Source organism: Paenisporosarcina sp. P4_B8 (assembly GCF_056402175.1).
Genome location: NZ_JBFUHX010000007.1, coordinates 1 through 23,752 on the forward strand (window position 1 = coordinate 1; position 23,752 = coordinate 23,752).

A 23,752-nucleotide genomic window follows, 5' to 3' on the forward strand; every position below is an offset into this window, starting at 1 on the left:
GAACTTAATAATAAAACTAATTCATTAAATAAACCTGTACATACTAACAATCTAAATGTAAATGAATTGCAGTTGGTATCTATGCGTGAAGAAAATGATTCTGTAATTCTCTTGTTACGAAATGGATTTACAAAAGACGAAGAAGAAAAAAAGACTATTTTCTTTGTGGCCTGTGAATTCAACTTTTCTAGAGGTACTCTAATAATAAAAATGAGAGAGTACTTTAGGAAAAACAGTAAAATATCCCGAAGAGAAATCTTACAACAAGTCATCGCTTTTATAAAAAATTTGGAACGTGAAATTGAAATAGAAGTTAAATCCGAAAAATACATAAAATCAAAACTATATGATATATTTACACAAGAATCAGATTCAGCAGAAGCAATTATTTCGAAACATTTGCCAATGAAAGTCCTCGACCTAGAGGCAAAGATAAATGAGTTTATTGAAAATGAACTTAAGCTTGCTGATCCACTTTTTTTAGATGCCAATTTTAAAACTATTAAATACTTATACTATCAGAATATCGCTAGAACTATCGATCCAAAATTATTTAAACACAGATACATTTTTGCATTTTCTTTTTATGACGGTACAACAACAAAATCGATTACAAGAGATGCCAAAAGAAATCATATTTATGGAAAGGATCTATACTGGGGTCTTAAATCAATTGTTCATAAAGAGACAAAAGTCGATGAATTATCAATATACTACAAAATTAATAGCCAAAATTTAAAACTGCCTCCCGTCGGAACAAATTTTTTGGGTCTAGAAGTAACTCTAAGAGAATGTACTGGGAGTTTTTTAGTTGATTTTTATAATCCTAATCGCCGTGATTCAGAAAGGAGAAAAAAAAGTGAATTTATTATACTCGAGCTTGAAAAGTATTTATGAAGATAATACTCAATTTAATTATTTCTATCCTATTGACCCATTTTACAATTTATTAAGAGATTTTCTATTAGAAAATATTAAATCTGCTAATTTCACAATCGATTCACAAAATTTATCTTATAAATATCATTTAGACTCAATGAAAGTTCTTGAAATATTTTTAGCTCTTTCTGAATACGGAATATTAAATAAAGAATACTTTTTTACATGTGATGAATGTGAAACATCCATAATTGAAGAAGATTTAGATAATATTTTCGAGTGTGTTGTATGCAAATCAAAAGTATTTAACTTGTCAAGACCAAATGGTTTTGAAATATTCAATAACATTAGATATGTATTTTCCATTACCGAAGATATTATTTGTGAGTTGAATAAAGATTTAAAAACGCTACCCTCCTCTTCATCTAAGGTTTGCGAAGAGGAGGATATAAAACCAACTAACTTAAATTCTGTATTARATAATACTGATAAAAGTTTAGTAAATATCAATAATGAAAAAGAGATTATAGAAGAATTGAAGAAAGGTATGCTTATTTCATGAAAAATAAAGATAATAAGATATTTTTTTCTTTAATACTAATATTATTAATTATATTTATTAAATTTACTCATAGTTTTGTAAATTATTTAGTTTCAATAAATCCAGACGCTTCACAAACTGAAGTATTGAGTAAATTTATTCCACCTTTATTAGGTGCATTTTTTTCGGGAATTGTTGCCATAATTATATTTTATCTAACAAAGCTAAAAGAAGAATATAAACAAAAAGCACATTCAAAAATGCTAGTAGAGATAATTGAAGAAGATATTAATTCAAATTTAGAATCAATATCTTCTTTAGTTCAAATTATTAAGAACAAATCAGCCGAAGATATTGTTAACTTACAAGAGAACTCCACAGAAGCAGAGAAATTTTTAGTTATTACCTCAAATTTATCTAGCGAAATTATTGATAAAATATTAGGTCAACTCAATAAAGAAGACTATTTAATAATTGCAACAAAAATAAAGAAGTTTAAATCATTGATAAAATCCTTCGAAATGTTAAATGTAGAAATAAAAGATAAAGAAAATAAAAAAATTGTTATAGAACGATTAAAAATATTAAATGAATATTTCGAAACTAATAAATTTATTGATCGTTCGAAACCAAAATTTTTGATTTTAAACAAGAACTTTTTTTATGAGGGTGTCATTATTGTAGTCCTTTATTCAATATTAAACCTTATCCTTTTTAACCTCTTCATTTAATTTCATATTACTTAGTTGAACTTATCGTCTTCGAAATACATAAAATAAAACCACGAAATTCCTGCTTCCATTAAGCAGGAATTTCTTTTATACTTAAAACGAACAAATGTTCCCATAAAGGAGTGATAAACTGATGGGCCATTATAGTCTTTTGGAAGATTATATACGTGAACTATACTGGAAATTTGGAATCTATCACCCTCACCAGCTTAACATTGAGACGCTATCTACAAAAATGGGACTTGTAGTTTACTACATCCCTCATAAACCGATGTATATTGCCGGAAATTTGTTTTTAGATAATCGTAATCCCGAGCAAGAACAATGGCAGTCGTTTGGCCATGAACTTTGCCACGCTCTTTGGCATATCGGGAATCAAAACCTGTTCCCTAAACTTTATCGGGATTATCAAGAATTTAAAGCAAATAACTTTGCTCAGCATGCTTGTATTCCTACTTTCATGCTCGACCGAATGGATACCGCGGCATGAAAAGAAAGCCATCTGGGTGCTACAGGAGGCGTTTCACGTTGAATATAAGTTCGCCAAGAAGAGACTGCGGCATTTCAACCTGAATCAGTTAAAAATGGAGGTACGAAAATGAAGTAGAAAGTGGTTGTCATGCAGAATTGCCCCACTGGACTTTTGCAATTAGTCACATCTGAAGTGTACTCCAATAGTGATTGGTCCATCAATTGATTTTGTTCGTGCTATGTTGATAGTAAGGAGTGATAGTCATGCATTGTAAAGAGCTGGTGAAGGGAAAAAAGTGGGTTTGTGTTGCGGATGGTCCTCGTAATCCGAGGACCGGTAAGCGAAAACAAATACCAAGGCGAGGCAAAACAAAAGCAGAAGCAATGAAAAAAGTTATCCAAGCGATTGAAGAAATTAATCATTCTATGGATTATCATGAAAAAGTTACTTTCAAGGATTTTTCCAAAGATTGGTATAATATATACCGTAACCGTGGACATAAAGAAAATACTAATGTCACCCGTGAATTTTCAATAAAAAAAATGAATTTATATTTTGGCTCAGTCCAATTAAAAAAAATCACTACTAAGATGTATCAAGCTTGCTTGATGATTTATTCAATGCAGGAAAATCTGATAGTACAATTAAGATAATCAATTCAACCGCTAATATGATATTTGATTACGCAAAGAAGAATAACCTCATAAAGGATTCCCCTACCGAGGCTTCGCAAATTCCCAAAAAGAAAATAACAGTTGAAGAAATTGAAAATATAACAGTTATAGATAAATTTCTAGAAACTGAAGAACTAAGAGAATTCTTAATGGCGACGGACAACTATGGTAATTTCGTATATACAGTTATTATTTACTTAATTACCTTCACAGGAATGCGTCCTGGAGAAGCTGTCGCTTTACATGAGAAAGATTTGTTATTCGCTGATAATACTATAAGAGTCACGAAAACTATGTATCGAAAAAACCGTAGAAAGAACGAGTATTTTTTGACTCCTCCTAAGACCTCCACCAGTATTAGGTTAATCAATGTCGATAATAAAATTATGGAAATGATCCAACAACTATTAGAATTCAAAAAAAAGAGTGGTTATGCACCTAGTGAATATATTTTCACAACAAGTGATGGCATACCATTAACCGTTGATTATCTTAGACAGGCAGTAAGAAGGATTGGAGAGAAGACAACAATCTCTAAAAGACTCTACACATATATTTTGCGTCATACACATATCAGCATGTTGGCAGAGGTTGGGGTAAGCTTACCAGAAATTATGAAAAGAGTTGGCCATAAAAACGCTGAAACCACGACACAAATTTATATGCACATTACGAAGAATATGCGAGTGCAACTGAATACGAAAATCAATGAAAAATATGGTGAATTAATGAGGAATGAGAGAAAATAAAAAGAAATGTTAGCAAAATGTGATGTTTTTCACTTTTGCTAACATTTTTTCTTTTAAAACCATTGATATATCAATGTTTCTAGTGATTATGAATGCATATACTCATCGTATGCATTCATATATTTCGCCTCTTTCGGTTTCAATTGCTTTATTTGGCGTAATCTTTTTCATTCTTTATCATAACGTGTATTTCGAATGATTTCACTTATTCTAGATGTTTTAATAGAAATGGTAATGCGAATTGCAAAAATGTTAGCAAATGTGAAACGAATCACTTATGCTAACATTTATATAATAAATTTCACTTAAAAACTACTGATTTCTCGCTTCCGTCATTTGTTTCCAAACAGAGCCTTTTGCTTCTTCGCCTTGCTCGATGCGGGCGATGGCCATATTTACTTGGAGCTTCACTTCAAATTCAGTATCTTCTTTCGCCTGATGAAGGGCAGGTAATGAATTTTCAGTTCCTGTCTCATATAAGAACATTGCCGCGCGCCAGCGTACGAGTTTATTTTTATCAGCTAAAGCATGTTGCATCGCTTTTTCAAATTGTTGGAACCCAAGATCGCTCATGCAATCTCCTGCTGTCCGTCTAACTGATGGACTTTTATCCTGTAACGCCTTTTCCATATAGGGAATGACTTCTTCGTTATCAATCATACCTAGATAAACGGTAGCCACTCGGCGAATTGACATTTGTTCATCTTCCAATGCTTTGGCCAGTAGTGGCAAGTCGTCGACTGATGGGTCTGCCATTTGATCAAGCAATTGGAATCGTTCTTCCCATGCATCTACTTTGAATTCTTCGAGACTTACTTTGCGACCACGAACAATCGTTTCATTTTTCGGGCTTTTCGCTGCTTCAACCAACATTCTCAGACGAGAATCTGGATAGGTAGCTTCGATTTCTTCTTTGATCTGTTCGGCAATTTCTTTTATCTCTCCGTAACGGACTCCGAAATCTGCCCATTTGCGCTGCAATATATAGTTTTCATCCTGATCTTGCATGCTTGCATTCATGGCTTCAACAAACCGAGGAGATAGTCCGATACGTTCTTCAGATGTTTGATCAAATACTTTCACTTGAAGAGGAATTCCTTTGATTTGTTGTACATGTACATAAACTTCCCCGAAGTGTTCGTCCACTTGTACTCCACTTGCAATGGCTTGGTCACTTTCGCCAAATACGTTTCGTACTTCAGCTAATATTTGTTCCCAGTCATTTTTAGCCAACCGTTCAATCGCTAAAAAATCCGCTACATGATAAATCCCTTTAACGCCAGGTATATTTAAAATGGAGACGATTTCCTGAGGTGCGTCTGACGTTTCATCTTTTTTATAATTAAAACTTTTTCCAAAAGGAAGTTCATGGTCCACAATTACTTTCATGGTATTCGGACTTGGTGTCGGTTCAATTGTAAGTATTTTCATGCAAAACGCCCCCTACTTGGATATTATCATGACCCAATAATTTCTTGCAGATAACCCCATCGCTCAATTAAGTGGTTATATTGCTCATTTAAAGCCTCGAGTTGACTCGTTGCTTTTTGCAATTTTTCGAAGTCTGCACCCGCAGATTCCACTTCTTTTTCGGCAACGATAATCGCCGCTTCTATTTTTTCGATATCTGATTCAATGGTTTCCCATTCTTTTTGTTCCTTGAATGACAATTTTTTCTTTTGTTCTTTCGGCTTTATAGGTTCGGTTTTTTCGATAACAACCGTATCTTCCACAATCACTTCAGGAGATTGAAGTAAAAAGTCAGAATAAATTTCCTGTACTTCTCGAGTATTCCCTTTGCCATCTAGTACCCATAATTTTTTCGCAATACGATCCAAGAAGAAACGATCATGCGAAATTGTGATGACAACACCTGGGAATTGTTCGATAAAATCTTCCAACACTGACAATGTTTGAATGTCCAGGTCATTTGTTGGCTCATCCAATAGCAAGACATTTGGTTGTTCCATAAGAAGTTTTAGCAAATGAAGTCTTTTGCGTTCTCCGCCAGACAATTTCCCAATTGGCGTTCCATGTACTTTTAGTGGGAACAAGAATCGTTCAAGCATTTGAGCAGCTGAATGTCTTACTCCATCCGATCCTTCAATATCATTTGAAGACTCTCGAACATATTCAATCATACGAGTGTTCGGATTCATTGGTGGGATGGTTTGCTCGAAATGAGCGATTTTGACCGTTTGCCCGATACTCAATTCACCACTGTCCGGCTCTATTTTTTCTGCCAGCATATTGATTAATGTACTTTTCCCGGCACCATTTGGTCCAACAATACCGATTCGATCTCCTGGCTGCAGTAAAAACGAAAAATCTTTGATGATTTGTTTTCCTGCATATGCTTTTGATAAATCAATGCCTTCAAGCACTTTTTTACCTAATCGCGTCGTTGCCAGTTTCATGTCTAGAGATGTATTGTCATTGTTACGGTCCATTTGGTCGTCCAATTGCTCAAAGCGCTGAATACGCGCTTTTTGTTTAGTTGTTCTCGCTTTGGCACCGCGTCGGATCCATTTCAGTTCGGAACGGAATCGGTTCTGCAATTTCAATTGAGAAGATGCTGCCATTTCTTCACGAATGGCCTTCGCTTCCAAATAATCTCCATAATTTCCACGGTGAGTGTACATGGTTTGGTCAGCAATTTCATAGATATGAGTAGATACGCCATCAAGGAAATATCTATCATGGGTTACGAATATAATAGCACTGGACAAACGTGCCAAGCTTTCCTGTAACCATTCTGATGATTGAACATCCAAATGGTTGGTAGGCTCGTCCAATAATATTAAATCTGCAGGTTCAATTAATACTTTAGCTAACGCTACACGTTTCAATTGTCCACCCGAAAGTTCATTTACTTTTCGGTCGAACATATCAATTCCAAGTTTCGATAATGCTGTTTTAGCGATTGCATTGATATCCCAAGCATTATATTGGTCCATGTCCTGCTGTATTTTCATGTAGGCGTCCTGATTTTCGACAGATGACGAATCTTCATTCAATTTTTCAAGAGCATCTTCGTACTTTCTATTAATCTGTAATACAGGTGCATCTCCACTGAACACCGCTTGTAAAACCGTTAAATCCTCTGCGAATTGAGGGTCCTGTTCTAAAAACGATATACGGTATTGGTTCGGATGGTCCATTGAGAGTTGATCTGCTTCTATCTGATTGGCAAGAATGGAAAGAAACGTTGATTTACCAGTTCCATTAACACCAATCAGTCCAGCACGTTCACCAGCGTATATTGTAAAATCGATGTTTTCAAATAACGTTTTTTCTCCAACCGTTTTTGTTAAGTTTGATACGATTAAATGGCTCATTTTTCTTCACTCGTTTCTATTTTCAGTTGGTCGATAAATGCCAACATAAATTCATGACGCTGCAACGCTAATTTTTTTCCTGTTTCGGTTACCATTAAATCTTTCAGTAAAAGCAATTTCTCGTAAAAATGTGTGACGGATGCTGTTTCTTTATTGCGGTATTCCGATTCGGACATGTTCATTCTTGCCGTTTCAGACCAATCGTACAACTTTCTATCCTTAGCTCCGCCATATGCAAACGTTCTGGCGATTCCCACCGCACCGATTGCATCCAGACGATCTGCATCACGGACAATCTTGGCTTCAATTGTTTTGGCTTCTTTTTCGTGTCCACCACTGAAGGAAACAGATTCAATAATCTCAACTATTTGTTGTCGATCACTCAATGGCAAGTCTAGTTCGTCCAAAATGGCATTTTCTTTCGCCTTGCCTTCTATGCCACTATATTTAACATCACTAACATCATGAAGAAGTACAGCTAGTTCTATTAAATCTGTACGAACGGTCCCTTCTTCCTGACTGATGATTCGGGCGTTTTTTCTCACACGTTCAATATGTTGAAAATCATGACTTGCGTCAAATTGATTGTATATATCTTTTACTAGTCGTTCACATTTTTCAATCGCATTCAATTTGATCTTCCTTCCTTAACAGACAATACTTCACTATTAGTATCATTGCATAAATCAAGCTCAAACCGCAACACACTGAATCGACAGAAAATTGACTAGTTTCGACAATTCATGTATAGTATATCCATCCATTCACGGAATATTTTGTAACCTGTGGTTGTGGAAATTGACATTTCACTCGAATAGTATGAGGAGGAACGTTCATGCACCAAGGCAAGGTAAAATGGTTCAACAATGAAAAAGGTTACGGATTTATTGAATACAATGATGGTGAAGATGTGTTCGTCCATTTTACTGGAATCCAAGGTGATGGGTTCCGAACGTTAGATGAAGGTCAAGTTGTCTCCTTCGAAATTATCGATGGCAACCGAGGTCCACAAGCCGCAAACGTCTTTTTGATTACATAATAAAGTCGACCCACCAATCAGATGATTGGTGGGTTTTATATGGTAGACTATTTGGTTTTTACTTTATTGAGTTCTTGCCCTAGAAACTGCAATTGGTCACCAACGGTACAGCTATTTATACAAAAACGGTGAGCCAATGTTTTTCCACCGTTTATCTTGAGTTCTCTTTTAATGAAGCAACCATCGCAATAAGTCTCAAGCAAATCGTCAATTTCACTGATTACTGTTAGTTTGTTCAAAATTGCTTCATCCTTTCATAGAAGTCACACACTTCTTAATTTTACACTCTATTCACTAAGAAAGTGCTACTTTATCTTACACCCTCATTGCTTTTGCTTGCAACTGACATTATAATAGTCAAGTTGGAAATCAACATGCTTTTTCGCGGTTCGTAACCTTCTCGCGTTATCAAAACTTCAGGAGGATATCTATGTTTAATGAAGTACTTGGATTAGGATTTGCAATAGTCAATATGATATTCGTGTTAATCATGTATAAATTTTTTGGAAGAACGGGATTATTTGTCTGGGTTGGATTCGCCACTGTTTTGGCAAACATACAAGTAACAAAGCTTATTGAAATTTTTGGCTTAACCGCAACTCTCGGCAATGCCGTTTATGGAAGCATTTTTTTAGTCACTGACATTTTGAATGAAAAATACGGCAAGAAAGAAGCCAAAAAAGCAGTATGGTTAGGTTTCACTTCTTTATTAATGATGACTGCCATTATGCAATTCGTGATCCAGTTCCAGCCAGCCCCTGATGATATTGCACAGGAATCCCTATCGACTATTTTCGGATTGATTCCGCGTATTGCACTTGGAAGTATGATTGCCTATCTTGTCAGTCAATACACCGATGTTCTGATTTTCAGTTTCATACGCAAACTGTTTCCATCTGACGGTGCATTCTGGATTCGCAATAATGGATCGACTATGCTCAGTCAATTACTGGATACACTAATTTTTACATCTATTGCTTTTTTGGGTGTTTACTCAGCAGAAGTTTGGTTAAGTGTATTTATTTCAACTTATGTCTTGAAGTTCTTAGTGTCTATACTCGGAACGCCATTTGGTTACATGGCCAAACGAATGACACCGCTGGATGAAAAATAAGGAGTTGTTTTCATGCTTGAAGTGTATATTGATGGAGCAAGTGCAGGAAACCCAGGTCCGAGCGGTATTGGTATTTTCATCAAAGGCGAAGGACATCAACTTCGCTTTTCAGAATATATAGGGATTTATGATAATCATACGACAGAATTCATTGCCTTATTACGAGGTCTTGAAGAAGCACAGAAGCTGTCAAAAGAATTGATATCCGTCAGATCAGATTCACAGATTGTTGTTGCTGCCGTTGAAAAACGATACGCTAAAAACCCAGTGTATAAGGAATTGCTCGATAAGGCCCTTGAAATTGCCGATACTTTTGATTTCTTCTTTATTAAATGGGTGCCGGACAGCTCCAATCTAACTGCGGATCAATTAGCACGAAAAGCCATTATCAAACAAAAGGACTCATAAGCGTATTACACTTTTGAGTCCTTTTGTCTTTTTCTATTTATGTTATGTGTTTTACGTGAGCAGTACAGTAAAAGCTTCCTAAATATTATCCCTTCAGCCAAATTGCAGTGCATCTAATCATTAATTTTGCACAAAAAAACAGATTCTCCGAAGAGAATCTGTTTATAGGTTATTCTTAAAATTAAGCTTTGTTTACGTTAGTAGCTTGTAGGCCACGTTGTCCTTGCTCGATTTCAAAAGTAACTTCTTGACCTTCGTCAAGAGATTTGAAACCTTCGCTTTGGATAGCGCTGAAATGTACGAATACATCGTCTCCGCCGTCACGTTCGATGAATCCAAAACCTTTTTCTGAGTTAAACCATTTTACTTTACCTTGTTCCATGTGTGTTTCCTCCTCGTGTACTAAGTACACATTGTGTTACTATCCTTGCTCAAATCGTGGAGATAAAATCTCTTACAAGTCTTACTCTTATCCGAACAAAAATAATCCTCTATAAATGTAACATGAAACCCGGGTTAATGCAAATGAAAAGTTCATGTATTTTCCTAAAAATCAGTTTTTTATTAAGAATTATTTTCCATCAAATTTGCTCAATAGAGCTCCGATAGCCCCGCTGTATCCATTGTCACTCAAAAACACTGGTGTCCTGTTTTTCCGTCTTGTATAGCTACCAATAACCTTTTGAAGAGGGTCATTTTCTGCCAGAGTTGATCCAATATATACAATATGTTCCACATTTTCAGCATCAGCACATTGAATACTTAAAGTTGAAATGACTTCACCAACCAGGCCTTGAACTGTCGCTAGAATATCTTCTCTTGAACGTTCAAGGAGCGGCCTTAATCCTGCATCACCAAAATTGCTTGCAGTCAAACCTCCATCAATAGGCGTTTTATTGCCATAATAGATATCACTTACCAACATGTCGACTTCAGCACGACTTCCAGTGGCTGATAGCTCAACAATTTGTTTGAACTCATTAACGCCAGTCATTAATGCTGACATTCCAAGTAATGTTCCCCCACCAATTCCAGTCCCGGCAATTCGTACATGAGCATCTCCTTTAAGAGAATGAATGGATGTACCCGTTCCGATATTGGTGACGACAGCTTCTTCGAAATTTTGACCGTCCTTTTTCAACTGATATTTGACACCAGCAACTGTTGCATCAAATTCCACTAGATAATGTAGATTTTCGTGGGATTTCAAAAAAGTCTTTAATTGTTCAGCACGGCCACCTGTAAGCCCGATTTGAATATCATCTTTAAAAGTAGTAATCCAATTACTTACCTTTTGCAAATCTGCGGAAGGAAAGTGCATCAAATTCAACTGTTGGTCTTCTTCAAAGTAAGCGATTTTGGTTAAAGTACCACCGACATCTATTCCAATTGCTTGTACCATATCTATTCTCCTTTAAACACACGAAAAAGCGTCGCTTTCGGGCGACGCTCAAAGTTGTTATGTGCGATTGCTCTCTGCCACTTGTTTTACACGTTCTACGAATTCGACAATCACTTTGTCATTGCCAAATAACAAGAATAGTTTAATGAACCATTTTAACGGATTATTTGTAGTTGAATAAACAAATTTCGTTTTAGAATCAGGTAATGCTTCGACTTCATATTTCGCAGTAATCTCAAATAATTCCGCAAGCGTAAATGCTACTTTCATATGTTTGTGAGTTGGAGTGTTTTCGTATTCGGTAACGTGCACATCATAGGCTTCTACACGATTGCCTTCACGGTATTCTTGGCGATAAACACTGCCCACGACTTCTTTCGTTTCAGTGACGGGCGTATTGCTGACTACTTTCGGCATGATTTGTTGCATCTTTTCCAAGTCGCCGTCCAAATACTTCCACACATCTTCAATTGGTGCATCAATAACAATTGATTTCGTCCATCGTTTCAAGTGGACACTTCCTCTCAAACTTCATACATATAGTTTAGAGAAAACTCCACATTTAGACAACCTCTTATTTTCGATACACATGTATTTTGTACGCACTCCATTGTTCTTCCAACTCTCTCATGTGAACGGTTTTCCATGGGTTGAAAAATACTTGTCCATTTTTATTGAAGAAGTAGTTTTGATCGATATGGAAACTTGCATGAATGATTTGATTTTTGTCATCTTTCCACACGAGGATATCATGTTGGAAAATGGCATCCATGGACAAAGGCACTTCTTTATAACCAAGTTGTGTCAGGCCATTAATAAATGTGGTCGGGTGAACCCATTCCTTAATAATCCAGTCTAACGTACAACCCTCCTGAATCGATGCCGCAGCAAATAAAGTGGATGACAAACAATTGGCTCCATGTTCGTTTGGATACGTGTTGACATATGTACTTGTGACACTTTCCGTAGGTACATACGGATCAAATATTCCTGGAGTATCGTAATCAAAGGCAATGCGATTCAGTAAATCCGATTTTAACGATTTCGGCAATTGGTTCCATACTTCTTTCTGAATAGCTGTGTATTGTCGATCATTCGAAACAAATTCGTATGGTGCCAACAGCGATTTGGCAGGCTCTCTCAAAATCCCTTCGAAATAACGGGCTTCAAATACCAGTCCTCTTCCAACCTGTTGCTGAATTTTCAATATCGCTGTCTTTACCTTTTGGTCCAAAGAAGGAAAGACACGATGTGGCAAGACAACTACAGTAGTAATGTCTTTCGACAATGTCCAATACGTGTAGCAGCTGGCATATGAAACCGCAGTATATGTCGGATGCTTCATAAATTCTTCTTTTGAAAAAAGTAAACAATTCTTGCCAAACTCTTTCAATAAATGTTGATCTTGCTCTCTGAGAAAGAACACATCTTTTTCTGGGACGAATGCCTCTTCCCATTTTTCCAATTTCCCTTGACTCAAATTAATACGCTTACTCAAAAAAACCACCAACCTCTATAGATTCCTACTTATACTAACAATACTTCATGACGTTCCTGTAACATTCACTTTACAATCAAGTCCTTCGGAACCGCCTTACTGTCTTTTACAAGCAAACCTTTGTCCAAAATCATTTGAATCGCCAGTTCTTTTTGAGTTTCCCCAAATTGCAGGATGATTCGATCACTTTTTAGTTGAACGATATGACCTTCCCCAAATTTCTTATGGACAATCTTAAGACCAACTGTCATTTCTCGTATTTCACGAATGGTATTCGGATTCTCGGGGTCTACCTGTTTCGTCACAGCTTCGCTTTGTTTCGCATTTTTCAGCAGGATGCTTCTCACTTCACTAATAAATCGCGATTCAACCTTTTCTTTCCCATCCTTCTCTGCATACGTCAACAATTCCAGATGTTGACGTGCTCTCGTCATCCCCACGTAAAATAAGCGTCTCGCTTCCTCAAGCTTTTCGGTGTCCCGTTGGTCTTCGTCAGATGGAATCGTTCCATTATGACAATCAATCATGTACACATGATCGAATTCCAACCCTTTTGCACTGTGAAAAGTGGATAACGTGACGGCATTTGGATCTTTGATCTTTTTTGCTTTTTGCGTAAGCTCATCCAATTCTTTTAATCGCTTGGCAAATGCCTCCATCGTCGTGAATGGCTCAGCGATTTGTTCGAGTGTACGGATCATGTCGAGCAGCACTTCAATACGAAATCCAAATTTCTCTGCACGGTTTTGTAAAACTTGTTCATAACCGAGTTTTTCTCTTATTAAACGAATGACGCTTTTCGGACGCGATTCTTTCATTTGCTCATAGATCGTTGCATAACTCTGCAATGATTTAATTTGATAATCCTTTAACGGGACGTGTCTAGAAAGAAGCTGAAAGACATTTCCTGCTTCTTCAATGCGCTCAAATTTACGAATTTGGTCGTTTGATAAATACAGATTGAATTTCCGTGCAATTTTCAAGAAAATATCTTTTCGTTCTAAATTAAAACTTAATCGCATGAAATTCAATATATCGTCAACTACCCAATGAGAAAAAAATCGTTGATCGACATCTTTCATATAAAACGGAATGCCTCTTCGTTCCAACTCGCTTATATAAAGAATGGCACTTGCATTATTCCGGAAAAGAATGGCTGCACTGCCCGTTTCTTTTAAATCAAGCAGTCCATATATGACATATCTCATTTGAGCTTGATCGTCATGCAGTCGTTTCAATTCAATATCTAAAACAGGGCTGTTTTTTGTAAACATTTCTTTCTTGTACCTGATAGTGTTTCTTTTGATGAATTGATTGGCAACCGTGACGATATTGGCAGATGAACGGTAGTTTTGTTCCATCTTCAATATTTTGGCGTCCGGATACGTCTCTTTAAAGTTAAGTAAGTAAGAAGGGTCTGCAGCTCGCCACGAATAAATCGTTTGATCATCATCTGCCACGACACATAAATTCCGATGCCCTTCAACAAGCTTTTCAACAATTGCATGTTGAACTCTCGAAGTATCTTGGCTTTCATCCGTTAACACGTAATCATACAATTTCGAGAAACTTTCCATGATGTGTCTGTCTGTAGACAAAGCTTCGTAAGCAATTACGAGCAAATCATCAAAATCCAGCCAAAGATGAGAAGGATTTTGTGTTTTAATCGCTTCATATTGAATCGCAATTTTCACGGCTTCCGGATTTGGAAGTGCTTCGTCTTTCCAGCGTGCTTCTGGAATCATTTTGTTTTTGATGAAACTGATAAACTGAATCATCTCTTGCAACTGATCGTCAGTACAATCTTCTTTTAGCGCTTGTTTATATAAATCCTTCAGAATTTGTGATTTCATCGGTGCATTATTGGTAGGAGTTCCTTCTATTAATGTAAAAGAAATCCCTTGGCTCTTTAAAAAGCGTGATGTAATCGAAAAAGCCAAGCTATGAATGGTTGAAAAAGCGACTTGATTTAATGAAGGAAAAAACTGTTCAAAGCGTGATTTCATATCTTGGGCAGAAGCTCGACTGAATGTTATGGCTTTAATACGTCGGGGTTCTACACCATTCTCTTCAATTAAATATCCTATGCGCATTATCAACGTCGTTGTCTTACCGGAACCTGGACATGCCAATAACAGAAGTGGTCCCTCTGTTTGGCAAACTGCTTTTTGTTGTACTTTATTTAAATGAACATTATGACTGATCGCTTGTCTTTCAAAAAACGTAGGCATACGTAGACTCCTTTACAAGAAAAAAATCGCTATCTTTTTATAGATAACGATTTTACATATTTTCGAGTATAACAGAACGTTTATTCTATGGCGAACGTTCATCACGCCAATTTAAACAGGTAATAAAAGGATTTACGCTTGAATCGCTTCAAGTGTTTCTCCTGTTTCCAGATAACTTTTCAAATTGCTTATTATTGCCGGCCATCCGTTGTTAGCCCCCAAAAAAGTATCTGATGCCTCGACTATATCACTTTCCGCTAAATTCGAGTGAATGAGCGTAAGTTTCACTGTATCATACATCTCTTTTAGTGAAAATGTAACGACTGAGGTCTCATTACGTAAAGTAGGATCTTCAGGAGCTGACCACGTATACGACAGCTTTTCATAGGGGATGACTTCCACAAGTTCACCTGTTACATCCAGTTTTTCTGCTCTAAAAAAAGAAACATTCTCTCCCGATTTCCAAGATGATTGGAGTTTACTACCAAAGAAATAGCGCTCGGTATCTTCACTGTTTGTTAGTGCTTGCCAAAGTCTTTCCGGGTTGGTTCGGATATACGTGGTATAAACAAAAGTTTGGTTTGACAATTCTTTCACTCCCATTAAGTATGCTATAGTAATTTCAAATGATTTTATCAATATTATACTTCAAGAGAAGGTGAAAAGATGTCCCGTTTCAATCATGGCGTTCTGTTATTTAATGGGCAAGCTGGACAGAACTCTGAAGAAGAAGCTTTATCACTTGTCGTTCCGGTTATTGCGACCCATTGTCACAAACTGACCATTGTACAGACATTATCTCCTGAAGAGTTTAAACAAGCATGCATGGACGCATCGTATGCGGATGTTTTATTTTTAATGGGTGGAGATGGAACGCTGCATACAGCTGTTCAAGTATTAGAAAAGATTGAAAATCTCCCTATCATCGGTTTACTTCCTGGTGGTACTTGCAATGATTTTGCACGTACATTAGACATCCCGCCTTTTCTTAAAGAAGCAGCTGAAGCAATTGTTACCGGAGCCATTCAAGATGTAGATTTAGCACAAATAAATGATGGCTTATTTATGAATTTCGCTGGAATTGGATTAATTGCCGACGCTTCCGAGAACATTAATCCCGATCTCAAAGAAAAGTACGGTAAGCTAAGCTATTTCATGAGTGCTTTACAAACGTTTAGTCAAAGTGAACCGTTTTCTATTCATTTGGAGATTGATGGCACTACGTATAATGAAGAAGCTGTCATGTTACTCGTTATGAATGGAAAATCCATCGGAACCCATCGCTTCCCTCTCGACATCATTAATCCCAGTGATGGACAATTGGATGTGGTGCTCATACAATCGTCAACTATGGCAGCCATACGTGAATGGTTTTCGTTAAATCAACCAGATATAATGCCGGATGATTTGAAGAATGTGACCCATTATACCGGTAAACATATTGTGATTCGTACCGATGAACCGAAAAAAGTGGATACAGACGGAGAGATTTATTTAGAAACGCCTGTTGAAATAACAGTAAAGCCAAAATCCGTTCGATTTTTGGTGCCGAATAAGAACAATTAAAAAAGCAGCTGCCTTTTGGCAACTGCTTTTCGTTTTTGTTTTTTAGTTTACATAATATTATTATCTTATTATTTGTTGGCGATGTGAACTTTTAACAGTTTTCCTTTGATTGTCGTGTTTCTCATTTGCTTCAATACGAGCGGTCCCTTACCATTCAATATTTCCACATAAGAAACATTATCCTGAATGGTAATGATACCGATATCTTGTGCAGTCATTCCATCAAGTTTTGCAATGGTCCCAACAAAGTCCACAGCACGAATTTTCTTTTTCTTCCCGCCGTTAAAATACAATTTCGTAATATCTTCATTTAATTGTTCTTTCTTATCCACTTTGATCTCAGGTTGTTCATTCATTTTTTGTTTAAATGCAGCTTTCGCTCTAACTACTTGTTCTTTTGAAGGAGCATCTTTCATCGGGATGTCAAAACCAATATACTTTTCAACCGATGCAAGGAATCGATCTTCGTAAGGTGTAACAAGTGTAATTGCTTTTCCGACTTCGCCTGCTCTACCTGTTCGACCAGTACGATGAACGTAGCTTTCATTTTCCAAAGGCATATCGTAATTGATGACATGCGTAATACGGTCAATATCAATTCCTCGAGCAGCAACATCAGTAGCGATTAAATAGCGGAAATCTCCACGTTTGAAGTCATTCATTACTTCGAAACGCTCATTTTGTTCCATCCCGCCATGAATTTTATCGACTGTATAGCCTTCATCATCCAGTAAGTCCACCAACTGATCGACGTTATCTTTCGTACGGCAAAAAATGATACAGCTATCTGGATTTTCAACCATCGTTATATCTTTCAGCAACGCAAATTTCTCTGCTTCTTTTACGATATATACAGAGTGCTCTATTTGTTGGTTTACACTTTCTGTTTTTTCAATTTCGATGTCCACCGGATTGTCCATATATTTATGGCATAGTTTTTCCACGTCTTTTGGAAGTGTTGCCGAGAACAACATCGTTAATCGTTTTTTTGGCAAGTGACTGATTATGGACTCGACCAATTCAATAAAGCCCATGCTCAACATTTCGTCCGCTTCGTCAATGACAAGAATTTCAACTTTGCTTAGATCCAGTGTATGGCGCTCAATGTGATCCATAACTCGACCTGGGGTTCCCACAACAACATGCGATTTTTGTTTTAACTCAGTGCGTTGAAAAGCGAATGGCTGTTTCCCATAAATCGCTGTAGCTTTAATACGCTTAAAACGACCAAAACTCATGATATCTTGCGAAACTTGCATAGCTAATTCGCGTGTAGGGGTTAATACTAAAGCTTGTGGTTTGTTTTCATCCCAGTCCACCATCTCACAAATCGGAATACCGAACGCAGCTGTTTTACCACTTCCTGTTTGAGATTTAACTGAAACATCCCGCTTTGATAGTGCTGTAGGTATCACTTTTGATTGCACTTCTGTTGGAGATGTAAATCCCAGTCCTTCGAGTGCGCGAATTATGTCGTCTGAAATACCAAAATCTTTAAATTGTGTGTTTGTCATTAAAATCTCCCTTTATTTAAGAGTTGTCCACTCTTCTTTGTATCTTAAGTATACCAATGAATCGGGTGTGATAGATTAAAACAGAAAACTATGTTATAATAGATACATAATAACTTCATAATACGACAAATTTTCATAAGAATCTTTCGACTTGTTTCGAGTAGTTTGTATTCGACATGACATCAGTGTTATAGAAATGGGGAATTCAGATGACGTTCCAAAAACATGAAAAAGAAGTATCCGAATTTGTACAAGCACGAAGAATTCGTGAAAAAATCACATTCGTTCGTCGTGATGTAGAGGTTGAAGGAGCTATTTTCAAAATCCTTGAAAATTCTTGCATCGTTGAAATTTCTCAAGAAGACGCAAAAAAAATTGGTGCCGCATCAACTTTAACCGTAGTATCACATAAAAATTATAAAGTATTCTCATAAAACAAAAAACGAAGAGCAAATTGCTCTTCGTTTTTTTGTTGATTATTTTTATTTTAGCTAAGTCAATTTATTGTCTACTGGATAAGCCGAAATCCAGTCACTATAACTGCCTACATATAATTTCACTTTTGGATATCCCGCTTCTTTAAGCATTGCATATAGAGGAGCTGCAGTTACTCCACTCCCGCAATACACAGTGATTTCTTCATCTTGCTTAACAACCGCTTCTACTTCAGATAAAACATCGACTGCTTCTTTAAAACGACCATCTTCTTTCAACAGTTCCCAGTCCAAATTTCTCGCAGTCGGAATATGACCTGCTACTGAATCAATCGGCTCATGAATGCCTGCATATCTTTCTGCTGATCGGGCATCCAGAAGAACACCATTTGAAGTTTCCGATACTACTTTTACTTGCTCGCGAGTCGAAAGAATGTCTTCATTCCACTGAAGGATTAATGTCGAAGCCGGGTATGACGATGTTTCAGTTGACACTTCTAAACCCAGTTCAACCAATTCTTCATAGCCTTCCTTCACCAATGTTACTTGTGGGAAACCTGCGAAACAAAACATCCAGTAAGCTCGAGGTGCAAATGGCATTCCGCCTTGGTCATAAATCACGACATGGTCTGTATACTGTAAACCAATGGATTCAAATAGATGTTTCAACTTTTCTTTGTCAGGCAGTGGATGACGTCCATTTGTCTTATTCATATCTGATAAATCTTTTTCTAGATCGAGATAGATGGCACCAGCTATATGACCCTTATCATATAGCTTTTTGCCAGCATTAGGATCTTGTAGTGAAAAGCGAGTATCAATCCACCTCACATTAGATTCTTTCAGTTCTTTTGCAGACTTCCAAACTTTACCCATCAGCTCATTCCCCTTCAGATAAATTCTTGTACACAGCTTTCCACTCTTCAAGGCGGCTACCTTCTTGCATTGCCGCTCTTTCAGAGTCAAGTTGTTGCAGTGACTCACGGAGTAAATGTTGTCTTAATCCTTCTGCTTCCAAATCAATTACACCTCTAGCCCAATCTCTCATGCGGACATTTTGAGTATTTAAATATTTCTCAGCTTCCGGTTTTGTTGCATCCTGCAATGCATCTCTTAGCTTTTCTTTTTCATTTTTCTCGAAGAACGATTTATTGTTTTTATAATGTGACTTCACATGTGAATAATTAGTTGAATCTTCGAAAGGTCCTTCAAAATCAAGCAGTTTTGCTTCCGCTATTTCATACGGCATAAACGAAAAACTGTTGTTGCTTTCTTTCAGTTCATGCATTTCATCTTTTTGTCGTTGTTGCAGTGCTCTGCCGATCCATTGATTTAAACGGAAATTCGTCACACGCATTTCCTGCTCAAAATCAAAACTTAACATGGCAAGTGTTTCTTTTAGGGCAAAATCAAGTGCTTCTGCTGATGATTTGTTCGAAAAAACAGACGGGTTATACGATTCTTTAAAGAAGTCAGGGTATCTGTAATAGACTCTTTGCAATACATAGTAAAGCAGTTCGTCCAGTTCCTGATAGGAATTTTTTGTGATTACTCCTGCAGCTGAACTCGTAAAACGTTGACGGATTTTTTGTTCCAACAGACGTAGTTCCTGCAACCGTTCTTCTTTTCTGGATAGATTGACTTCAGTTTGTTCAATCAAGGAAGCCAATCGGGCAACTGTTTTCTCCGTTTCTTCAGCGAGTGCTTGAACAGCCATCGCTTTTAAATCTTCGGACAAAAATTGTTGGAAAGATTGTTCGAAAACTTCCATTCCTGAATTCAATTGAACCGACTCTTCTTTTTCTGTTAGCGCTTGAAGGCTCGAAACTCCATATACTCGTGGGTAGCGTATACCGAATCGTTGCAATTCATTCGTCACATAATTTTTGACATCATTTGCTTCTTCTTCGTTTGCAGCCAGGTCAATGGCGTTCACGATAAAGAACATTTTATCCAATTCAAATGCATCTTTCACACGACCAAGCTGAATCAAAAATTCTCTATCAGCTCGGGCAAATGCGTGATTATAATACGTAATGAAAAGAATAGCGTCTGCATTACGGATGTATTCAAATGCCACGCCTGTGTGTCGTGCATTAATAGAGTCTGCTCCTGGCGTATCCACCAGAGTGACCCCCATTCTCGTTAACTGACAATCATAGTAGAAATCAATGGTATCGACAAAACAGCTCTTGTTTTCCTGGGCAACAAACGCTTCGAATTCATCTCTATTTACGCGCAAAGTTTCACCAAGTTGTTCTTTGAACGTAGAATACCCTTCTTTAAAAGCACGAATGAATGCTTTGTGTACTTGCAAGCCTTCGTTTTCTAAAGTCATATTTTCTATATCGTTCGCCTTTTTGTACGCTTCATCTAAAGAAACGACATTGATTCCGATGGCATGGAATGAAGAAGCAACATCTTCAAAAAATTGATCTTTCGTTTTCAGCTTTACATCAGCCGTTTCGTGCGGATGATGTTCAGTGACGGGACGAATCTTATTTATTGCGGCAGTTGTTGGATTTGGGGAAACTGGCAACACATTTGCCCCCATTAAAGCATTTGAGAACGACGATTTGCCAGCACTGAAAGCCCCAAATAAGGCAATGGTAAAGTCCTGTTTCTCAAGACGCTGAGATTTAGTTTGCAAATACTGTGCAACTTCAGAGAAGCCTTGGATATGTTCAATCTGTTTGGCAATGTATTTCGCACGTGACAGTGTATCATTCACTGCAATACCTGCAGTTTCCGGTCTGTCAGACGTATGTTCCATATCATTATCTTCCGTGTCTTTTTCGACAATCATGGAAGAATCGAAAGGTACCATTTGTTGTTCAGCCAACTCATGATTTTTCACCCATTTTTTCACCAACTCAGCAGAGTTACTATTCGTATTTCTTGAAGGGTTGTCCCATTCTTTTGTGAAACCTTCATGCTGTTTATGCAATTGTTCCAGCGTTTCAATCGCCAATAATTTTTCTTGATAGGCACGAGATTTAGAATCAGCTTGACCAAAATCATCTTCCGGTAAGTCCTCTATAACTTTTGCGTGCACGTTTTTCCAGCCATCAGTTTGTTGGATGAACCATTTTTTCGTCGCATCTGTGACTCGGTTAGCAAAATTCAATACAGAATCAGCGGTAACCAGAGACCCTTTTTGAATTTGTTCATCAATAATTTGTATAGGTGGATGGAATTCCATCTGATCAATTGCCAGTGATTGTTCATCACTCAGTAACCCCACATCTTTTAAAGACTGTTTCATTAATGAACGCATATGTCCGGCAATTTGAGATTGTATGACCGTATCGAATTCTTTTTCGACAAGCTGTCCACGAGTGTTTCTCTCTTCTTCCGTTTTCTTCCCACTAAAGAATAGGCCAACCTTAAAGTTTTCTTGTTTTGCTTCCAAATACGACTTTAATTTGTCTCGTAACTCGTATGGCATCATGGTGGCATTATCCAGTAAATTTTTTCGATTGGCTTCAAAGTTATCTGACCACGCTTTAGAACTAAGTAATTTTGCTTGGTTTTGATAGTGTGCGGCCGTCTTTCTGATTTCTTCTTTATCTTCCCATTCATCCTCAGATAGTACGTTGGCGAAAGTTGACTGGCACTCTTCAATTTCATCCGTTAAATATTCAAGATGTTCATCGTGTAATTTGATTAATGTATTGGTCGACGACTTCACTAATTGGTCTTGCCAATTATTCATGCTGTACATCACGATTTCCCGAACTTCGTTAAAGTCGTTATAAGGATGATTGGCATCTTTTAAAGAAGTGAAAAAGATATCTTTTGGTACTACGCCCCATGCCTTGAAGGAGTCGTGTACAGACTCTTTAAATTGCGTAAACGTCAACTCATTTTCACGGTGTTTATCAATCTGGTTTACAATCAAATAGAGATTGTCGTTATATTTCATAAGTTGTTTTGTAAACCCAAAGTTCAACTCTGATTGGACGTGGTTATAGTCCATCATATAGAAAACGATATCTGCCAAGTGTAACGATGATTCTGTCGACATACGGTGTGCATCGTCAGTAGAATCAACTCCTGGTGTATCCATGACCGTTATTCCTTCAGGTAGGACCGAAGATTCATGTCCAATTTCAATTTGCGAAACTGCATGTCCATCCTTACAAAATTCTTTTACCGTCTCAAAATCATAATCTCCCGTAAATTTAACTGGTTGTTGATCTTGCATGTACACAATGGCAAAATCGTTTGTTGCTTTATGTATTTTAACGATATTCGCGCTTGTTGGTATGGGACTGGATGGAAGGAGTTGTTCTCCCGTCAAGGCGTTGATCATACTCGACTTGCCCGCAGAAAAGTGACCTGCAAAACCAATCGTAAATTCCCGGTTCATTAATTTTTGTGAGAACAGATTCGTTTTGTTCATTCGTTCCACATCGTCTACTTCTTTAAATAATGTATAGGCTCTAGCCGTTTCTTGTAATAGGTGATTAATTTGATCTTCAAATGAATGCATTCTTGGTTGTACTCCTTTATCAAAAACTATGTCTATCATATCATGTTTAAAACTGTCGCATCTTGTAGAAATGTAAGTTGTTGCGAATTTATGGAGAAGACTTCTATGATACATGAAAGTCCAGGAACACGAAAAGACCGGTAACGGAATATCCGCACCGGTCTTTCTTCTGTTCATTTACTCTTTCACTGTTATTACTGGAAACTTCACGTTCATTAAAACATTGATAGCAAACAGGATGACGCTGATTACGACTAGCGTAGCGCCTATTGAAATAAATGTTACTGCCTGCTCTGCTCCGCTGAGTAAGAGCGTAGACAGTCCAACCATCATTAATAGCAGGCCGATGTTAGATGCCCAAAAATGAACTTTGGCAAGCGTATGATTTCCCGCTTTTGGAAATAAATAATAAATGAGTCCCGCTAGTGCAAATGAAGCCCAACCTAATAAGTCGAGGTGAACATGGACGCCTTTGAGCGTATAATCATGCCCCATGGACATATACATGCCCAGTATTACGCCAATGGTAAAATAAACGACCGAAACCTTGATAAATTTAATTCCCACGCCTCATTCTCTCCTTTCAAAGTTAAAACATTAAAACTCCTTTATATAATGTATTTTTGAAAGTATAAGAGTATTCATTAACGAACTATTAATCACATTT

General features: G+C 37.1%; 25 protein-coding genes. 11 read left to right on the forward strand and 14 right to left on the reverse strand.

What is annotated here, in order from left to right:
- The 6 genes from AC1DSK_RS08280 to AC1DSK_RS08305 all read left to right on the forward strand — a co-directional run.
- A partial coding sequence (locus AC1DSK_RS08280; protein WP_477598164.1) for a basic helix-loop-helix domain-containing protein occupies positions 1-897 on the forward strand: 897 nt, incomplete at its 5' end.
- Positions 860-1,441 (forward strand): hypothetical protein, encoded by a 582-nt coding sequence (locus AC1DSK_RS08285; protein WP_477598166.1) that lies wholly within the window; start codon positions 860-862, stop codon positions 1,439-1,441. The genes AC1DSK_RS08280 and AC1DSK_RS08285, both read left to right, overlap by 38 nt.
- Entirely contained in the window at positions 1,438-2,151 is a 714-nt protein-coding gene (locus AC1DSK_RS08290; RefSeq protein ID WP_477548736.1) for a hypothetical protein, read from the forward strand. Before AC1DSK_RS08285 ends, AC1DSK_RS08290 begins: the two co-directional genes overlap by 4 nt.
- A gap of 133 nt (positions 2,152-2,284) precedes the next feature.
- Positions 2,285-2,641, forward strand: a complete 357-nt coding sequence (locus AC1DSK_RS08295) for an ImmA/IrrE family metallo-endopeptidase (RefSeq protein WP_477548737.1) — start codon at positions 2,285-2,287, stop codon at positions 2,639-2,641.
- A gap of 245 nt (positions 2,642-2,886) precedes the next feature.
- Entirely contained in the window at positions 2,887-3,276 is a 390-nt protein-coding gene (locus AC1DSK_RS08300; RefSeq protein WP_477548738.1) for a tyrosine-type recombinase/integrase, read from the forward strand.
- Positions 3,225-4,046 carry a tyrosine-type recombinase/integrase gene (locus AC1DSK_RS08305; protein WP_477548739.1) on the forward strand — a complete coding sequence of 274 codons (822 nt, stop codon included), beginning with the start codon at positions 3,225-3,227 and terminating at the stop codon, positions 4,044-4,046. Before AC1DSK_RS08300 ends, AC1DSK_RS08305 begins: the two co-directional genes overlap by 52 nt.
- 312 nt (positions 4,047-4,358) lie before the next feature.
- Here the strand turns inward: AC1DSK_RS08305 and AC1DSK_RS08310 are convergent, their stop codons facing one another.
- Genes AC1DSK_RS08310 through AC1DSK_RS08320 form a run of 3 tightly spaced genes read right to left on the reverse strand, consistent with a single transcriptional unit; the run spans position 4,359 to position 8,016 of the window.
- Positions 4,359-5,477, reverse strand: a complete 1,119-nt coding sequence (locus tag AC1DSK_RS08310) for a virulence factor (RefSeq protein WP_477548740.1) — start codon at positions 5,475-5,477, stop codon at positions 4,359-4,361.
- 26 nt (positions 5,478-5,503) lie between these two features.
- Positions 5,504-7,384 carry an ABC-F family ATP-binding cassette domain-containing protein gene (locus AC1DSK_RS08315; RefSeq protein WP_477548741.1) on the reverse strand — a complete coding sequence of 627 codons (1,881 nt, stop codon included), beginning with the start codon at positions 7,382-7,384 and terminating at the stop codon, positions 5,504-5,506.
- A complete protein-coding gene (locus tag AC1DSK_RS08320; protein ID WP_477548742.1) occupies positions 7,381-8,016 on the reverse strand; it encodes an HD domain-containing protein in 636 nt (211 codons plus the stop codon). The genes AC1DSK_RS08315 and AC1DSK_RS08320 overlap by 4 nt, the downstream gene beginning before the upstream one ends.
- 203 nt (positions 8,017-8,219) lie before the next feature.
- On the opposite strand from AC1DSK_RS08320, the gene AC1DSK_RS08325 reads away from it, so the two are divergent.
- Positions 8,220-8,423: a cold-shock protein gene (locus AC1DSK_RS08325; RefSeq protein WP_269924950.1), complete on the forward strand. Its 204-nt coding sequence runs from the start codon at positions 8,220-8,222 to the stop codon at positions 8,421-8,423.
- Between the two features lie 47 nt (positions 8,424-8,470).
- Here AC1DSK_RS08325 and AC1DSK_RS08330 read toward each other — a convergent pair whose 3' ends face one another.
- Positions 8,471-8,662 (reverse strand): zinc-finger domain-containing protein, encoded by a 192-nt coding sequence (locus tag AC1DSK_RS08330; RefSeq protein ID WP_036659365.1) that lies wholly within the window; start codon positions 8,660-8,662, stop codon positions 8,471-8,473.
- A gap of 191 nt (positions 8,663-8,853) precedes the next feature.
- Between AC1DSK_RS08330 and AC1DSK_RS08335 the strand changes: the two genes are divergently transcribed.
- Both AC1DSK_RS08335 and AC1DSK_RS08340 read left to right on the forward strand, forming a co-directional pair.
- A complete protein-coding gene (locus AC1DSK_RS08335; RefSeq protein ID WP_477532540.1) occupies positions 8,854-9,537 on the forward strand; it encodes a queuosine precursor transporter in 684 nt (227 codons plus the stop codon).
- Between the two features lie 12 nt (positions 9,538-9,549).
- Positions 9,550-9,945, forward strand: coding sequence for a reverse transcriptase-like protein (locus tag AC1DSK_RS08340; RefSeq protein WP_477548743.1), 396 nt, complete (start codon positions 9,550-9,552; stop codon positions 9,943-9,945).
- A gap of 181 nt (positions 9,946-10,126) precedes the next feature.
- Here AC1DSK_RS08340 and AC1DSK_RS08345 read toward each other — a convergent pair whose 3' ends face one another.
- The 6 genes from AC1DSK_RS08345 to AC1DSK_RS08370 all read right to left on the reverse strand — a co-directional run bounded on the left by AC1DSK_RS08345 (position 10,127) and on the right by AC1DSK_RS08370 (position 15,664).
- Positions 10,127-10,327: a cold-shock protein gene (locus AC1DSK_RS08345; RefSeq protein WP_016427350.1), complete on the reverse strand. Its 201-nt coding sequence runs from the start codon at positions 10,325-10,327 to the stop codon at positions 10,127-10,129.
- A 189-nt stretch (positions 10,328-10,516) separates the two neighbouring features.
- Positions 10,517-11,347, reverse strand: a complete 831-nt coding sequence (gene coaW, locus AC1DSK_RS08350; RefSeq protein ID WP_477598168.1) for a type II pantothenate kinase — start codon at positions 11,345-11,347, stop codon at positions 10,517-10,519.
- Positions 11,348-11,404: 57 nt separating this feature from the next.
- A complete protein-coding gene (locus AC1DSK_RS08355; protein WP_477547904.1) occupies positions 11,405-11,857 on the reverse strand; it encodes an SRPBCC family protein in 453 nt (150 codons plus the stop codon).
- A gap of 64 nt (positions 11,858-11,921) precedes the next feature.
- Positions 11,922-12,845, reverse strand: coding sequence for a hypothetical protein (locus tag AC1DSK_RS08360; protein WP_477547905.1), 924 nt, complete (start codon positions 12,843-12,845; stop codon positions 11,922-11,924).
- 65 nt (positions 12,846-12,910) lie between these two features.
- Positions 12,911-15,076 carry an ATP-dependent helicase gene (locus AC1DSK_RS08365; protein ID WP_477547906.1) on the reverse strand — a complete coding sequence of 722 codons (2,166 nt, stop codon included), beginning with the start codon at positions 15,074-15,076 and terminating at the stop codon, positions 12,911-12,913.
- A gap of 132 nt (positions 15,077-15,208) precedes the next feature.
- Positions 15,209-15,664 carry an SRPBCC family protein gene (locus AC1DSK_RS08370; RefSeq protein ID WP_477547907.1) on the reverse strand — a complete coding sequence of 152 codons (456 nt, stop codon included), beginning with the start codon at positions 15,662-15,664 and terminating at the stop codon, positions 15,209-15,211.
- A gap of 78 nt (positions 15,665-15,742) precedes the next feature.
- Between AC1DSK_RS08370 and AC1DSK_RS08375 the strand changes: the two genes are divergently transcribed.
- Entirely contained in the window at positions 15,743-16,642 is a 900-nt protein-coding gene (locus tag AC1DSK_RS08375; RefSeq protein ID WP_477547908.1) for a diacylglycerol/lipid kinase family protein, read from the forward strand.
- 68 nt (positions 16,643-16,710) lie between these two features.
- On the opposite strand, the gene AC1DSK_RS08380 is transcribed toward AC1DSK_RS08375, so the two are convergent.
- On the reverse strand, positions 16,711-18,156 hold the full coding sequence (locus AC1DSK_RS08380; protein ID WP_477547909.1) for a DEAD/DEAH box helicase: 1,446 nt from the start codon (positions 18,154-18,156) through the stop codon (positions 16,711-16,713).
- A 209-nt stretch (positions 18,157-18,365) separates the two neighbouring features.
- Here AC1DSK_RS08380 and AC1DSK_RS08385 point away from each other — a divergent pair, with 209 nt between their 5' ends.
- Entirely contained in the window at positions 18,366-18,590 is a 225-nt protein-coding gene (locus AC1DSK_RS08385; protein WP_016427358.1) for a DUF2187 family protein, read from the forward strand.
- Positions 18,591-18,647: 57 nt separating this feature from the next.
- On the opposite strand, the gene AC1DSK_RS08390 is transcribed toward AC1DSK_RS08385, so the two are convergent.
- The 3 genes from AC1DSK_RS08390 to AC1DSK_RS08400 form a co-directional block, all read right to left on the reverse strand.
- A complete protein-coding gene (locus tag AC1DSK_RS08390) occupies positions 18,648-19,466 on the reverse strand; it encodes a sulfurtransferase (RefSeq protein WP_477547910.1) in 819 nt (272 codons plus the stop codon).
- Between the two features lie 4 nt (positions 19,467-19,470).
- The gene (locus AC1DSK_RS08395; protein WP_477547911.1) at positions 19,471-23,085 is read right to left on the reverse strand and encodes a dynamin family protein; all 3,615 of its coding nucleotides are present in this window, start codon (positions 23,083-23,085) and stop codon (positions 19,471-19,473) included.
- A 177-nt stretch (positions 23,086-23,262) separates the two neighbouring features.
- A complete protein-coding gene (locus AC1DSK_RS08400) occupies positions 23,263-23,652 on the reverse strand; it encodes a cytochrome-c oxidase (RefSeq protein WP_477547912.1) in 390 nt (129 codons plus the stop codon).
- Between the last annotated feature and the right edge of the window lie 100 nt (positions 23,653-23,752).

Bases quoted from the DNA above. Each gene is read 5' to 3' on its own strand.
- AC1DSK_RS08290 (WP_477548736.1), top strand. From the start codon at position 1,438: ATGAAAAATAAAGATAATAAGATATTTTTTTCTTTAATACTAATATTA.
- AC1DSK_RS08295 (WP_477548737.1), top strand. From the start codon at position 2,285: ATGGGCCATTATAGTCTTTTGGAAGATTATATACGTGAACTATACTGG.
- AC1DSK_RS08300 (WP_477548738.1), top strand. From the start codon at position 2,887: ATGCATTGTAAAGAGCTGGTGAAGGGAAAAAAGTGGGTTTGTGTTGCG.
- AC1DSK_RS08310 (WP_477548740.1), bottom strand. From the start codon at position 5,477: ATGAAAATACTTACAATTGAACCGACACCAAGTCCGAATACCATGAAA.
- AC1DSK_RS08315 (WP_477548741.1), bottom strand. From the start codon at position 7,384: ATGAGCCATTTAATCGTATCAAACTTAACAAAAACGGTTGGAGAAAAA.
- AC1DSK_RS08325 (WP_269924950.1), top strand. From the start codon at position 8,220: ATGCACCAAGGCAAGGTAAAATGGTTCAACAATGAAAAAGGTTACGGA.
- AC1DSK_RS08335 (WP_477532540.1), top strand. From the start codon at position 8,854: ATGTTTAATGAAGTACTTGGATTAGGATTTGCAATAGTCAATATGATA.
- AC1DSK_RS08340 (WP_477548743.1), top strand. From the start codon at position 9,550: ATGCTTGAAGTGTATATTGATGGAGCAAGTGCAGGAAACCCAGGTCCG.
- AC1DSK_RS08345 (WP_016427350.1), bottom strand. From the start codon at position 10,327: ATGGAACAAGGTAAAGTAAAATGGTTTAACTCAGAAAAAGGTTTTGGA.
- coaW (WP_477598168.1), bottom strand. From the start codon at position 11,347: ATGGTACAAGCAATTGGAATAGATGTCGGTGGTACTTTAACCAAAATC.
- AC1DSK_RS08365 (WP_477547906.1), bottom strand. From the start codon at position 15,076: ATGCCTACGTTTTTTGAAAGACAAGCGATCAGTCATAATGTTCATTTA.
- AC1DSK_RS08375 (WP_477547908.1), top strand. From the start codon at position 15,743: ATGTCCCGTTTCAATCATGGCGTTCTGTTATTTAATGGGCAAGCTGGA.
- AC1DSK_RS08380 (WP_477547909.1), bottom strand. From the start codon at position 18,156: ATGACAAACACACAATTTAAAGATTTTGGTATTTCAGACGACATAATT.
- AC1DSK_RS08385 (WP_016427358.1), top strand. From the start codon at position 18,366: ATGACGTTCCAAAAACATGAAAAAGAAGTATCCGAATTTGTACAAGCA.
- AC1DSK_RS08390 (WP_477547910.1), bottom strand. From the start codon at position 19,466: ATGGGTAAAGTTTGGAAGTCTGCAAAAGAACTGAAAGAATCTAATGTG.
- AC1DSK_RS08395 (WP_477547911.1), bottom strand. From the start codon at position 23,085: ATGCATTCATTTGAAGATCAAATTAATCACCTATTACAAGAAACGGCT.